Genomic DNA, 14,362 nt, shown 5'->3' with positions numbered 1-14,362 from the left:
AGGTTAAGTTGGCAGACGTATTATTAATAAATCCACCTTATTCAGATATTTATGGCAAGATCAATGTAAAGCGGATGGGATTTTCCTTACCATCTCTGGGGCTTGCTTACATCGGGAGTTTCTTGAAGTCTCATGATAAGGACGTTGAGCTCATAGATGCTACTTTTATCGAAGGTGGGCTTGAGGGTTTATTTAAAAAGATCAAAGAGGAGGCCCCCAGGATAGTTGGCTTTACTGTTGTGACTGCAAACATGTCAGTTGTGGCCAGGATGGCAGAGGAGATAAAGAAGATCAGCCCGCAGACCTTGATAGTAGTGGGTGGATTTCATCCTTCAGCATTGCCAGCAGAAACTGTTAATAATTATAAGGCTATAGATATAGCTGTGATTGGCGAAGGTGAATTCACGATGCTGGATTTATGTGAATTTGATGATTTAACAGGCATAAAGGGCATATGCTATAGGAATGAGAGCGATGAGATTAAGATAAATGAACCTAGACCATTAATGGAGGATTTGGATTCCTTGCCATTTCCTCTTTTTGAACATCTTTTGGTATATAAATACGGATATCTTTCATTAGGTAATGCACTTCCTGTATTAAGCGGACGCGGCTGTCCTTATAATTGTTCTTTTTGTGCCTCGAATGTTATAAATCAGAGGCGGTGTCGGCTTAGGAATTCATCAAAGTTTGTAGAAGAATTAGAATGTTTAATTGCGCGCTATAAAATAAACAGATTTGTATTTTGTGACGAATCCTTTACTTTTGATAAGAAGCGGACTATTGAAATTTGTGAAGAGATCATTAATAAAAATCTAAATATCCGTTGGTCATGTATGATGCGCGTTGATAATGCAAGCCCTGAGCTGTTAAAAATAATGAAAGAAGCAGGTTGTCAAATGATAGAGATTGGGATTGAGTCTGCTGATGATCTTGTTTTGGAAAAGAGTAATAAAAAAATAGAGCTCCAGCAGGTAATACAGACCGTCAATTTGGCAAATAAAATGAAATTAGAAATTAATGCTTTTTTTATCTTAGGTTTACCTTTTGAAACACCTGAGTCAATAGAGAGGACAATAGATTTTTCAAAGAGACTAAAAGTAGATTATGCCCAATTTTCGATGTTTGTTCCTTTGCCTGGTTCTGCGGCATGGAATTTGACAAAAGGAGGAAATGGTTTGCGCTGTACTGCTAGAGATTGGGATGATTTTGCCAGATATAAAAAACCAATTGTGGAGTCGGATATGCTTTCAAGCGAGACGCTATATTCATTATACAATAGGGCAATAAGAAGCTTTTATTTACGGCCGTACACCTTATGGAAGACATTAAGGAAGATCAATTCTTTAGAGCGGATGAAGAATTTTTGGAATGCAGGATTAACTATGTTGGATATTCTCAAAAGCCGTTAATTCTACAAAACGCTTATAAGGAAACTTAAATAGGTATATGAATCAAAAAGGCAAAACCAAAATAATTCTAATACTCATAGGCATTTTTCTCATTGCCTTATTGCCGAGGCTTATAATAGCGTTTTACTCTAGGCAGATTCCAGTTAATGATGCCTCTGGTTATGATACCTACGCGCTGAATTTACTTGCCGGCAAGGGATTTGTTAATCCAGAGGGTGAATTGACTTCTTGGCGAGAGCCTCTATATCCTTATTTTTTATCTTGTATTTATTATTTTTTTGGGCATAGTTATTTGGCTGTAAGACTTATTCATGCAGTCCTAGGGGCGTTTACCTGTATTATTATTTTTTTAATCGCCCATAGAAGTCTTGGGTTAAGAATAGCAATTGTAAGTGCATTGATTGGCTGTTTTAACCCCACATTTATTAAATTAACTGAACATCTGTTAACAGAAAATCTTTTTACTTTTCTGTTTGCCTTGAGCGCATTGTTTTTATTAAGGCAGATAAGCCAGAAAAGGGATCATAAGAATTTAATTTGTGCTGGCGTTTTATTAGGATTAACGACCCTTACGCGTTCAGTTACATTGTTATTTCCATTATTTGTTTTATTGTTTTTAGGCAAGAGGATAGCTTTAAGAGAGGATGATTTCAAAAAATATTCATTAAGCGTCCTTATTTTTATTTTTTCATTTTTTCTCACTATAGCACCTTGGACTGTAAGAAACTGGAGGGTTCATCATAAATTCGTACCTGTTGTCAGCAGAACTGGATTAGGTTTATATAGTTCGTTTGTTCCTCGCGATGGTAAGACTTTTGGCTTTAATGCTGATGATGAAATTACCAAAAAAGCAGAATCTCTTAGTACGGAGGTCGAGCGGAGTAATTTTTTGGCTAAGCAGGCTTTAAAACATATTAAAGATAATCCAAGTCAACTATTTAAATTAGAAATATTAAAAATACTATTTTTTTGGGCTCCTTTTGATTGGTCCATCCTTGCTGGTGGGGTATATAATTTCGCCTATGGCTTTATCTTGCCTTTCTTTATTCTGGGTATATTTGCTAGTTTTAAGAGATTCGAGGAGCTAGCACTTATTTATTTACCCATTATTTATATTCAATTTTTTGTTCTAATAACTTTTGGTATACCTAGATTTCGTCTGCCAATAGAGCCTTTTATTATAATAATTGCATCAATCGGAATTGATAAATTCTTGCGCCGTTTTTCTAAAAAAATATTTCCATATTTGTTAATGCTGAGTTTTTTTCTAGTGAATTTGCTCATTTATTTTAACTCATATCAAGTAAAGCTGTTCCTGAAGTCGATTTTGGAAGGGCTTAAAATCTGGTAATTATAAATGAAGAAAACTAATTTGATAATTAGTTGCATATACATAGCATTGTTTTTAGTGGGCACAAGAGCATTGCTTCATGGATTTCCGGATATAGAGAGATTTTTTGGAGAATGGGCAGACGAAAGGATGACGCTCACCTATATTATGAAATTCGGTACTTTAAATTTTGCACCTACTCAAATTGTGCACCCGCCTTTATATCATTATCTAACCTTTATTCCAATAGGAATATTTTTTGTTATCGGTAAATTACTAGGCCTTTTTTCGGATAGGATAGATTTTATTCGTTTTTATTTTAATAATACTCATTATTTTTTCCTTATAGGAAGGGCGATGAGTTATATTTTTTATTGGCTTAGCGCTTTGTTTATTTTTAAAATCTGCAGGTTATTCTACGAAAAGAATATCTCCCATATAACAACATTTGCCTTTTTATTAATACCAAGATTCATTGCTGATTTTTCCACAACAAGACCGGAGACGCTCCTTTTCTTAAACTCAAGTATCTTTTTATATCTTTTATTAAGGTACTATCTGGATGATAGGAATGAGAAATTCCTTTATCTTTCGGCCTTGTTCTTGGGGGTATCCACAGCCACTAAATACAATGCTTTATTTTTAGGATTCGTTTTTGTACCTTTGCTAATTGAGCAATGGCGTAAACAAAGGCCTGATATTAGAGGCTTAATAACTAAGACCTTTAAAATAGGTCTTTTTACATTCTTGGGTTTTTTCATTTGTAATCCATTTTTCATTATAAAATTTACTACATATTTTTATAATTTGTATATATTTGATACTGTGTGGATTAATTATGTCTATAAGGGATATTCTCCAAGTTTATTTATCATTACACGCATAAAGGATTTAATTTCTACTTTATATCTGAATCTTTTTGGCTTTATTGTATTAATTCTCGGGTTTTGGAATTTAGTCAGGAAGGATAAAAGAATGGCTTTTTCTTTTCTGGCAATTTTTTTGCTATTTGAAATCTATTTTAGTCTACTTCATAAATCTTGCTCTCCGACATATTACCTAAATCCATTAATCGCGATGGCAGCATTGATTTTTGCCTCAGGTGTAGATTTTCTACTTAATAAAAGGAGGCAATTTGTATTAATTTTAATCATGTTTTTTGTTATTTCGTTCTTTAATTACTATGTTCATTTGAGAGATCTTTCTGCGAGGCCTACGTATTTGCAGGAAGCAAGAGCTTTTATTGAAAAAAACATCTCCGAGTTTAGCAATATCTGCATTGCCTCTGATAACAATCTGCCTCAGCTAAACATGACTAGAGCAAGTTATAATCATTTGATCCAGACCTTTCCAGGCGTAGTAAGCAAGGATAAGGATATTGATATCTCCTTTAGGCCTATGGACAGTGATGAGAATTATGACAGTATTTTTAGAGAGCTTCGAATACAAAGCCTTATGAAAAAACCCCAATATAACCTTATTAGATGGGACAAGAAGATTAGCAGTGAGGAGGAGGCAGTCCTTTTTTTGCGCAAACATAATATTAAATACATTATGGCAAATGGTGAGGTCTCTGTGGGCAGCAAAAAGTTGAAGGATTTAAAAATCGTAACCTTGGTAAGAGAATATAGTCCTAACAATACTAGAGTCTACGAAGACAACAACTTTTATTTATATAAAGTTAACCCATTAGATTAGGATTTGCAAGAAGAAAGATTTAAATTTTGTCAATTATGAATCAATCAATGGCATTGAATAGAAATTATATATTATTGATGATAACCGGAGGCCTAATCCTAGGTTTATTGCTGACCTTTTCTCCGGGTTCTCTGTTTTGTTTATTAGTAGTTTTATTAATAATATTAGCATTATATTTGTTTGCCTCAAAAGAAGAGAGACCTTTTTTGATAAATATTTTTGTTTTAGGGATCCTTATACGAGTTTTTCTATTATTATCAATAACTTTTCTTTATTCATTTATTGGAAAATGGATTTATTTTTCCGGAAATATGAAGGCAATTGCTTTCATTGGGGACAGCGCATTTTATACTGTTCGTGGCTGGTGGTTAACTCAATTTTATTCTGGCCAGCCTCTTTCTCGCTTAATAGCTCATGCAGCATTCAATGAGTATGGATTTAGTGGTCACCTTCATATAATTGCATTATTCTACTATTTATTTGGATTTAGCCCGGTAAGTTTTACTTTAACTAATTGTATCTTTAGTGTATCAACCGGGATTATTTTCTATTTTCTAACTAAAGAAGTTTCTGGCATAAAAGAAGCAAAGATTGTCTGCTTATTAATAACTTTTTTTCCTAGTCTGATTATTTGGTCTGTATCTAATTTAAAAGACTCAATGTTTATATTTCTTACAGCTGTAATTCTTTGGTCATTTTTAAGGCTAATACAATTTAAAAAGATTAGATATTTAATCTTATTTTTATTTTCTATTTTTTTGCAGTTTTCTATCCGCAAAATTTTCCTGATTCCAACATTTTTAGCTGCTATGTTTTCCTATCTGTTTATTAAAAAAAGATACAAATATATCTTTTTTGCTATATTAATTATAATGTTGATCTCCCCTATGTTTAATATCCAAGATAAATTTAAGATTCATTTTGTTTCCCATAATAGGGGCGTTATTAGCACTAGAGGGGTTACCTATCGAGTCTTTGATGATTATGTGTATGATCGGAAATTTTCAAATTATACTTCGATTAGCAATTTCAATATTGCTAAGGCGTTTTTAAAAAACGGATTTCATTTTTTCCTAGAGCCCTTTCCTTGGAGGGTATCGTTACGCTTAAGTATCTTTGCTTTGCCTCAGATGATGATTTGGTATTTTCTCTTACCTTTTTCTGTTATCGGGATGATTTTACAATTGAGATACAATCGGGAGAAGAGCCTGGTTTTAATAGCCTATTTTTTAATTACTGGGAGCCTACTAGTGATGGCCGGAGGCAATATAGGGACGGATTTTAGGTTCAGAGATATATTGACGCCAATAGTTATTTTATTCGCAATAATAGGAATTTGTAATACATTTTGCCCAAGACAAAATTCCGAACACGAGTGATTTAATTTATTGTCGTGGCAGTCGTCTCTGCTTTTAAAATTAAAGAGAAGTCGATAGAAAAAAATGAAGTTTAAAATTCTTTTTTTGGTTCCGAATCCAATTGGTACTATTCCTGGTCAACGATTTAGATTCGAGCAATATTTGGCCTATCTTTCTCAAAAGGGAATAGATTATAGAATCTGTAATTTTGTTTCTTTGAATTTCCATAAGATTCTCTATAAAGAGGGAAATTTTTTAAAGAAATGTTTATATTCACTTAGCGGGTTCTTTTTTAGAATTTTTAATATAATTCAATCGCTAGGCTATGATCTAATATTTATTTATCGCGAGGTAACGCCTTTAGGGCCTCCCATCTTTGAAAAAATTCTTTATTATTTTAGAAGACGAATTATTTATGATTTCGATGATGCAATATATTTACCTTCAAGCAGCAATGTCAACAGACTTATTAAATTTTTGAAATTTCCTCGAAAGACTAGAACTATAATCAAATTAAGTAGTTTAGTTTTGGTCGGGAATAGAAATTTGCAAAGTTACTCTTTACAATTCAATAGAGAGGTAGCAATATTGCCCACCGTAATTGATACTGAGGCATATAAGCTCATAAAAAAGCAAAAAAAGGAAAAAATTTGTGTGGGTTGGAGCGGGAGCCTTACTACGATTGTACATTTAAGCTTAATGAAAGAAGTTTTAAAAAAACTGTATGCAAAATTTGGAATTATTATAAAGGTAATTGGTTCAAAGGATTTCAAGATTGAGGGCATAAACATTCAGGCTCAAGATTGGAGACTAGATTCTGAAATAGAGGATTTAAGCCAGATAGATATTGGTCTCATGCCTTTGCCTGATGATGAATGGGGTAGAGGTAAATGCGGCCTGAAGGCCTTACAATATATGGCTCTAGGAATTCCGCCAGTCTGTTCTCCCGTTGGCGTCAATTCTGAGATTATTGAAGATGGCGTTAATGGATTTCTTTGTAACGATGAACATGAATGGATAGAAAGAATTTCTCTACTAATTGAAGATTCCAAGCTTCGCCTTAATATGGGATTAGCGGCTAGAAGAGTCGTCGAAGAAAGGTATTCAGTGAAAAATAATGCCCCTAAATTTTTAAAGATTCTTGAAGGAGTCTACGGGAAAAGAAATAACTAAAAATAAGGATTTATTAGTAAGCCCAAATATGACTTGTCCTATTTGCAATTGCATAGACTCAAGACCATTATTTAAAAAAAGAGAGCTGAAGTTGCTCAGATGCAGAAAATGCGGTTTAGTCTATATAGATAACTTATTAGATAAATTTAATTTAGACAAGTATAGTTATTATAAAGAGAGAATTAACCTTTCTAAGCTGCAACTTTATAATCCTCTTACAGAAAGACGCTATATTGGCTTATTGAATAGAATTCAAGGCTATAGGAAAAATAATGAGATTTTGGAAATTGGCTGCGGCGAAGGCCATTTTTTATCTGTGGCAAAAAATATGGATTGGCAGGTTATGGGCCTTGAAAAGGCCCCCTATGCTGCTGAAATCTGTAAAAAATTTAAAATAAACGTTATTTGTTCTGATTTATTAGATACGGATATTAAGAATGACTACTATGATGCGGTAGTGATGTTTGAGGTCCTAGAGCATTTAACACAGCCTCAAGAATACCTACGCAAAATTAATGCTATATTAAGAAAAGGCGGCGTTTTAGTAATAACAACCCCTAATTTTAATTCAATTACCAGGCGCTTATTAAATCAAAGATGGAGGTTAATAAACGAAGAACATTTGCTTTATTTTACACCTAATACACTAAAATCCACTCTTGGTAATTGTAATTTTAGACTATTAGGATTTGAGGCTAAGCATATTACGCTGCCTGAATTATTTGGATTATCTAGGGGTAATACGGACAATATCTATCGACAGAATCAGAAAATCAGAAAAGCGATTGAGAATAATAAATTTTTGTCTTTTTCAAAAAAGACCATTAATAAGTTTTTAAGTTTGACAAAGTTAGGAGAGTCTATTGAGTGTATTTGCCAGAAAATTTAATAATGAAAATGCCAGGGCAAATTAAGAGTAAAGAGGCTTTGTATATTTCCTACGATGGACTTTTGGACCCACTTGGTAAATCACAGATTATTCCTTACTTAAAGGCCCTGGTAAAGAAGGACATTAAATTCTTAGTGCTTAGTTTTGAGAAGCACAGTAATTTACTAGATAAGCCGAATGTAGCTAGGCTCAAAAATGAATTAGATTCCGCTAGGCTGATGTGGAAGGGATTGCGTTACCATAAAAGTCCTCCAGTGCTTGCAACATTTTTCGATATTTCCAAAGGTATATTAAGTTCACTTTGGTTTGTCAAAAGATATAGAATTAAAATAATCCATGCAAGAAGTTACGTAGCAAGTTTTATAGCTATAATTTTAAAAAAGATATGCAGAGTAAAATTTATTTTTGATATGAGGGGATTCTGGGCAGATGAAAGGGTTGAGGCCGGTATTTGGAAGAAAGGCGGCCTCCTTTATAAGGCAGCAAAGTATTTTGAAAAAGCCTTCTTAAAAAATGCAGATGTAATCGTATCACTTACTCATGCGGCTAAAGATGAGATTAAGAGTTTTAGCTATTTGAAAAATAATGAGATAGATGTAAGTTACATACCTACTTGTGTAGATCTTAGGAGATTCAGACAGAAACAGACATCAGATTTAGAAATAATTAAGAAGATAAAAGGGAGATTCATCCTGGTCTATAGTGGGTCAATAAGCACCTGGTATATGCCTAATGAGATGATAGATTTCTTTAGCGTTGTAAAGAAATATATATCAGAGGCATATCTTTTGGTCTTGACAAAAGAAAAGGAATTATTTAGTAAGATTGCTAGGAATAAAGGGCTTAAAGATAGCTCATTTTCAGTATTAAGTCTAAGCTATGAATCAGTCCCCGATTATTTATCTTTAGGCCAGGTCGGATTAGCCTTTTATAAGTCGGGTTATTCAAGAAAAGGCTGTTCTCCTACTAAAGTTGGCGAGTATCTTGCCTGTGGATTGCCGGTTATTATTAATACAGGGATTGGAGACTCCGATGGCATTTTAGAGCCAGGGCGAGTAGGGATTATTATTAAGGATTTTTCTAACAGAGAATATGAAAGAGTGCAGCAACAATTAAGACAGCTAATAAAGGATAGCGACATAAAGGCTAGATGTCGCAAAGTAGCAGAAAAATATTTTGCTCTAGATTTGGGACTAGAAGAATACCAGAAGATTTATTATAAACTTTTAAAAAATAGTAGATCGTATCCAGAAGTGGCAGTTTAGATGACTAATAATATAGTTTTATTAAATGTTAAGAGTGATCAGGTTGTTTATCCTTTAGGACTTCTTTACGTTGGTAGCGCTCTTAAAAGGGCTGGTTTTGATGTCAAGATATACAATATTCTGCCTGAAAAAATAGATGAAAATATCGATAAGATAATAGAGTTAAATCCTTTGTTTGTTGGATTGTCGGTCTTTACTGGTATACACACTGCAGTAGCTGTAAAGACATCAGAAAGATTAAAACAGGAGAATCCTTCGCTTACTATTGTGTGGGGTGGTATACATCCATCACTTATACCAGGCCAATGTCTACTGGATGCCTTTGTTGATATAGTAGTTATGGGGGAAGGCGAGGAGACAGTTGTAGATTTAGCACAGCATTTAAAAAATGGGTCAGATTTAGGCGATGTTAAAGGTATCGGCTTTAAAAGTAAGGACGAGATTGTAATAAATCAGCCCCGGCCGTTAATAAAGAATCTTGATGATTTTAGAATAGATTGGTCTTTGATTGACTTAAGGCAATGCATTGATACAGTTTATACTGATACGCGCTATATGGGATATATGAGCTCTCGAGGATGTCCTTTTAACTGCGGCTTCTGCTATAATCGCGCCTTCAATAAAAGAAAATGGCGATCTCATTCATTTGAGCATGTGGCAGGGGAGATAATGGATTTGAAGCAGAGAAGCGGCATAAATGGTATAGTTTTTTTTGATGATAATTTTATGGTGGATGTGCCACGCGCAATTAAGATATTAAGATTTTTGAAAGAAAACGGGATAAAATGCGTGCGTCTTGAGATGAGATTAGATATTTTAAACGAAGAGATTTTAAATACCATATATGAGTTAGGGGTGAGGATGGTATTTGTGGGCTGGGAGTCGGGAAGTAACCGCATGTTGAAATTGATTGATAAGCGAATAACACGCGAGGAAATTATAGACAAATTTAGATTGTTTTCACGTTATCCAAAAATAGGAGTAAGCGCTTCTTCAATAATTGGCTTCCCGACTGAGACATGGCAAGAGATCTGTCAAACCATTGATTTAGGATTAGAAATAGCAAAGTCAATCCCTTTTAACATCATAACTTTTCAGACCTTTCTTCCTTATCCGGGGACTGATATGTATCAATTGGCAATAAAGCAAGGGCATAAGCCGCCTAAACATTCTTGTGAATGGGGAGGCTATAATACATTTTATGGTGATATGAAACTGGAATGGCTTCCTTGGGCCAATAAAGAAACGGCGCGTATATTTTACCGCATAGATAAATACGGAAAACTCCTAAATCATGCTCCCAGTACAACATTATTAAGAACACTCGGTAAGAAAATATGCTATTACTTGTCTAGATTCAGGCTACATAATAGATTTTTCTTTTTGCCTTTCGAGATCTTTTTGCTGCATAGATTTAATAGATATTATATGGATTCAAAAGGAAGGCGTAAAAAACGTTAGAGGAAATATTCAATGTGTGGTATATGCGGGATAGTGGATTCTGATTCCAGGAAAAGAGTAGATAGGGACACTCTCCATAAGATGTGTATTTCTATGAGCCATAGAGGTCCTGATGATGAAGGGATTTATTTATCTCATAAGCAGTCAAAGTTTAATGTCGGCCTAGGTCACAGGAGACTGAAAATTATTGACTTAAGTTCTGCCGGGCATCAACCCATATGCAATGAAGATAAGACACTTATGCTTATATGTAATGGCGAGATTTATAATTATAAACAATTAAAAGCAGACTTATTAAAAAAGGGCCACAGGTTTAGCTCTGATACTGATATTGAAGTAATAGTACATCTGTTTGAAGAGAAGGCAGAAGAGGCCATAGAATATTTACGTGGTATGTTTGCTTTTGCGTTGTGGGATGAGAAGCAGGCTAAGCTAATTTTAGCTAGAGATAGAACAGGCCAGAAGCCACTTCTATATTATCATTCTGAAGGCTTATTCTGCTTTGCTTCTGAATTTAGTTCGCTTTTAGAGAGCGGATTAGTTCCTAAGAGAATAAATGAGGAAGCAATACATTATTATCTTAGTTTTGGATATATCCCAGCTCCATTGACAATATATGAGAATGTGTATAAATTGCCGCCAGCACATATACTTGTATTAAAAAACAAAGAAATTAGCTTAAAGCGATATTGGCAATTGGATTATTCAAAGAAAATTAAGATTTCAGAGGTTGAAGCCCAAGAAGAGTTGTTAAGACTGCTCAAAGAGGCGGTTAAGATTAGGCTATATAGCGATGTTCCATTGGGTGCTTTTTTAAGCGGTGGTCTAGATTCTAGTACAGTAGTTGCTTTAATGAGTCAGTTAACAAGTGAGAAAGTTAAGACTTTCTCCATTGGATTCCAAGAACATAATTACAGTGAACTAAAGTTTGCCAGAAATATAGCAAAGAGATTCCAGACAGAACATCACGAGTTTATAGTTAAACCTAAGGCCTTGGAGATATTACCATTATTAGTCCAGCGCTACGGAGAACCCTATGCAGATTCTTCTTGTATTCCTACTTATTATGTTTCACAACAGACAAGGCAATATGTTACTGTGGCCTTAAATGGAGATGGAGGGGATGAGTCTTTTTCAGGTTACGAGCGTTATCAAGCAATGCTAATTGCACAAATCTATCAAGATATGCCAAGATTCCTTAGCAAAATAATTAATAGGTCTATAGCCTTATTGCCGGATTCTATTAATCCAAAAAATAGCCTTAGAAGAATTAAAAGGTTTTTTGAAGCTGCGCCACTGCCGCAACAGGAGCGTTATTTACGTTGGATAGGTATGTTCGATGAGCGCTTGAAGAGAGATTTATATTCAGAGAGGTTTCTGTATAAATTTTCTAACAAAAATCCTATATGCTGGTTAAACCCTCATCTTAATAACTCTAAAACTTTGAATCTTCTAGATAGGCTTCTAATGACTGATACTAATACATATTTACCGAATGATCTCTTGGTAAAGGTTGATATTGCTAGTATGGCTAATTCCTTGGAGGCACGATCACCGTTTCTAGATCATAAGCTTATGGAATTCGTAGCTAGCTTACCTCCCGAATATAAAATGAAAAAATTAGTTAAAAAATATATTCTAAAAAAGGCAGTTAAGGATTTGGTCCCAAAGCAGAATATCCATAGGAGGAAGATGGGTTTTGGCCTGCCGATTGGAGAATGGTTTCGGAGTGAGTTAAAAGAACTCATAAATCAGACTCTTCTTTCAAAGTCATTTTTTGACAGAGGCTATTTTAAACCTGATGCGATAAAAATGCTTATAAAGGCCCATCTTGATAGAAATAGAGACTATACGTTTCAGATCTGGACACTTTTGATGTTAGAGCTTTGGCATCAGAAGTTCATAGATTAAATGAATAAAATTTTAGTAAGGGTTGTTAGCATTATCCTAATTTTTGCCGGCATGCTTATCCTTGCAAATATTCAGCTAACTACTCGAGAGGGAATAAATTATCAATGGCAGGAGATAAAAATACCGCTTTATTTGAAGGTCCTGAATTTTTTCGATAGACATTTTAACTACAAGCAACTAGTTAAAAGAATTATTAAGGATACCCAAGGCGAAGAAGAAAGGGCATTAGAAATTTTTAAGTGGACACATAGCAATATAAGATCTGTTCCCGAAGGTCTTCCGGTTATAGATGATCATGTCTGGAATATTATTGTGCGTGGTTACGGAGCAGCTGATCAGTCGCCATATGTTTTTGTTACCCTTTGTAATTACGCTAGGATAAAGGCATTCTGCTCTAAGGTGCAGACTAAAGATGGAAAAGGTGAGATAATGCTATCTTTTGCAAAAGTGGGTCAAAATTGGGCAGCCTTTGATCCACATCGTGGTATTTATTTTACGAATAAGACAGGCAATTTAGCGAATATGGAAGATCTAAAAACAGATAATTGGATAATAAAAAATATATCAAACTGTGATTTAGGTTTTGATTATCGGCAGTATTTAGAGCATTTGCCGGAAGTTAAGGATATCGGTTTAAATAGGGCAAATATTCAGTCTCCCCTAGGTCGATTAGTTTACGAAATAAAAAAAATCCTAAATTTACTATAAAGACGGCCTTCATTTAACTAGAGAAGGCAATAAATATTTAGCCTAGCTGACAGCAGAAAAGGTATTGGGAATTTAGGAGTAAAGAGAGAAGTAGGTTTATCTTTTCAATTATGATTTTTTTTAGAAGGCTCATAAAAGCTGGACGTCTCCTCTATAGGAGGCCGAGAGGTTTTAAGAATTACTGCCTAGGTTTATTTTCAGCACTTATTAGAAGTAAGATGCCGCTAGGTCTGCCAGTACATATAACCATTGAGCCTACTAATCTATGTAATCTTAGATGTCCAGTTTGCGAAACTGGATCCGGAATTTTAAATAGACCAAAGGGAAGGATGACCTTCGATAATTTTAAGATTGTTATCGACAAAATTAAAGACCACGCTAATAGTATATTTTTTTATTTTATGGGTGAGCCTTTTTTAAATAAAGATTCTTATAGAATGATTAAGTATGCTAAGTGTAAAGGGTTATATATAACAAGCTGTACGAACGGTAATTGTACAGATACTGTGCAATTGTTAGATTCTGGTATTGATGAGATTATCTTTCAAATTGGCGGGGTAACTCAGCGGACCCATGAAACGTATCGAGTCGGAAGTAATCTTCAAGTTATACTTGAAAACGTCAGGATGCTTGTTCAGCAAAAGAAAATTCTAAATAAGACTTATCCAAAGATAATTCTTGGGCTTATTATTATGAAACAGAATGAGCTGGAGATAGAAAAATTTCATGAATTGGCTAGATCACTTGGTGTAGATGAGGCACGACTTCAGAGAGCTTGCGTGCGTACTTGGGAACAGGCAAGGCAATTCCTGCCTAATGATGAGAAATATTGGGATTATGATAAAGAGGCATTTGTTAAGGGTGAATTAAAACTAAAGAAGAATTCAGGTAATAGATGCAATTGGATTTATATTTCTACGGCTATTTTAAACAATGGTGATGTTGTTCCTTGCTGTAGAGATGTATATGGTTATTTCGTAATGGGGAATATACTTAAAGATGACTTAGGGGCGATATGGAATGGTAAAAAGTATCGTAATTTTAGAAAAAGAGTCGCTTCTGATAAAAATGGAATATCTATTTGTAAATTATGCTCTAGTTTTGAAATACCCGGACTTTATGAAAATAGAAAGGCAGAATAACAATTAAATCACTAA

The 14,362-nt window shown here is 34.3% G+C and carries 11 protein-coding genes; all 11 read left to right on the top strand.

Annotation, left to right across the window (positions count from 1 at the left end):
- The first annotated feature begins 8 nt into the window (after positions 1 to 8).
- The 11 genes from KJ593_06160 to KJ593_06110 all read left to right on the top strand — a co-directional run bounded on the left by KJ593_06160 (position 9) and on the right by KJ593_06110 (position 14,347).
- Positions 9 to 1,412, top strand: coding sequence for a B12-binding domain-containing radical SAM protein (locus tag KJ593_06160; protein MBU2541465.1), 1,404 nt, complete (start codon positions 9 to 11; stop codon positions 1,410 to 1,412).
- A gap of 37 nt (positions 1,413 to 1,449) precedes the next feature.
- Positions 1,450 to 2,763: a glycosyltransferase family 39 protein gene (locus KJ593_06155; GenBank protein MBU2541464.1), complete on the top strand. Its 1,314-nt coding sequence runs from the start codon at positions 1,450 to 1,452 to the stop codon at positions 2,761 to 2,763.
- 6 nt (positions 2,764 to 2,769) lie between these two features.
- Complete coding sequence (locus KJ593_06150) at positions 2,770 to 4,440, top strand: glycosyltransferase family 39 protein (GenBank protein MBU2541463.1); 1,671 nt, start codon at positions 2,770 to 2,772, stop codon at positions 4,438 to 4,440.
- Between the two features lie 35 nt (positions 4,441 to 4,475).
- Positions 4,476 to 5,819: a glycosyltransferase family 39 protein gene (locus tag KJ593_06145; GenBank protein MBU2541462.1), complete on the top strand. Its 1,344-nt coding sequence runs from the start codon at positions 4,476 to 4,478 to the stop codon at positions 5,817 to 5,819.
- 63 nt (positions 5,820 to 5,882) lie between these two features.
- Positions 5,883 to 6,971, top strand: a complete 1,089-nt coding sequence (locus tag KJ593_06140; protein ID MBU2541461.1) for a glycosyltransferase family 4 protein — start codon at positions 5,883 to 5,885, stop codon at positions 6,969 to 6,971.
- Positions 6,972 to 6,999: 28 nt separating this feature from the next.
- Positions 7,000 to 7,860: a class I SAM-dependent methyltransferase gene (locus KJ593_06135; protein ID MBU2541460.1), complete on the top strand. Its 861-nt coding sequence runs from the start codon at positions 7,000 to 7,002 to the stop codon at positions 7,858 to 7,860.
- A 2-nt stretch (positions 7,861 to 7,862) separates the two neighbouring features.
- Entirely contained in the window at positions 7,863 to 9,125 is a 1,263-nt protein-coding gene (locus tag KJ593_06130) for a glycosyltransferase family 4 protein (protein ID MBU2541459.1), read from the top strand.
- Positions 9,126 to 10,586, top strand: coding sequence for a B12-binding domain-containing radical SAM protein (locus KJ593_06125; protein MBU2541458.1), 1,461 nt, complete (start codon positions 9,126 to 9,128; stop codon positions 10,584 to 10,586).
- A 12-nt stretch (positions 10,587 to 10,598) separates the two neighbouring features.
- The gene (asnB, locus tag KJ593_06120) at positions 10,599 to 12,497 is read left to right on the top strand and encodes an asparagine synthase (glutamine-hydrolyzing) (GenBank protein ID MBU2541457.1); all 1,899 of its coding nucleotides are present in this window, start codon (positions 10,599 to 10,601) and stop codon (positions 12,495 to 12,497) included.
- On the top strand, positions 12,498 to 13,205 hold the full coding sequence (locus KJ593_06115) for a hypothetical protein (GenBank protein MBU2541456.1): 708 nt from the start codon (positions 12,498 to 12,500) through the stop codon (positions 13,203 to 13,205). It abuts the gene before it with no gap.
- A 110-nt stretch (positions 13,206 to 13,315) separates the two neighbouring features.
- Positions 13,316 to 14,347: an SPASM domain-containing protein gene (locus tag KJ593_06110; GenBank protein MBU2541455.1), complete on the top strand. Its 1,032-nt coding sequence runs from the start codon at positions 13,316 to 13,318 to the stop codon at positions 14,345 to 14,347.
- Positions 14,348 to 14,362: the final 15 nt, after the last annotated feature.

It is taken from the genome of Candidatus Omnitrophota bacterium (genome assembly GCA_018830005.1).
Lineage (GTDB): Bacteria > Omnitrophota > Gorgyraeia > JAHJTE01 > JAHJTE01 > JAHJTE01.
This window is presented reverse-complemented; position numbering and strand designations above follow the sequence as displayed.

Excerpts from the sequence above, each read along its gene's own strand:
- KJ593_06155 (MBU2541464.1), top strand. The coding sequence starts at position 1,450 with ATGAATCAAAAAGGCAAAACCAAAATAATTCTAATACTCATAGGCATT.
- KJ593_06150 (MBU2541463.1), top strand. The coding sequence starts at position 2,770 with ATGAAGAAAACTAATTTGATAATTAGTTGCATATACATAGCATTGTTT.
- KJ593_06145 (MBU2541462.1), top strand. The coding sequence starts at position 4,476 with ATGAATCAATCAATGGCATTGAATAGAAATTATATATTATTGATGATA.
- KJ593_06140 (MBU2541461.1), top strand. The coding sequence starts at position 5,883 with ATGAAGTTTAAAATTCTTTTTTTGGTTCCGAATCCAATTGGTACTATT.
- KJ593_06135 (MBU2541460.1), top strand. The coding sequence starts at position 7,000 with ATGACTTGTCCTATTTGCAATTGCATAGACTCAAGACCATTATTTAAA.
- KJ593_06130 (MBU2541459.1), top strand. The coding sequence starts at position 7,863 with ATGAAAATGCCAGGGCAAATTAAGAGTAAAGAGGCTTTGTATATTTCC.
- KJ593_06125 (MBU2541458.1), top strand. The coding sequence starts at position 9,126 with ATGACTAATAATATAGTTTTATTAAATGTTAAGAGTGATCAGGTTGTT.
- asnB (MBU2541457.1), top strand. The coding sequence starts at position 10,599 with ATGTGTGGTATATGCGGGATAGTGGATTCTGATTCCAGGAAAAGAGTA.
- KJ593_06115 (MBU2541456.1), top strand. The coding sequence starts at position 12,498 with ATGAATAAAATTTTAGTAAGGGTTGTTAGCATTATCCTAATTTTTGCC.
- KJ593_06110 (MBU2541455.1), top strand. The coding sequence starts at position 13,316 with ATGATTTTTTTTAGAAGGCTCATAAAAGCTGGACGTCTCCTCTATAGG.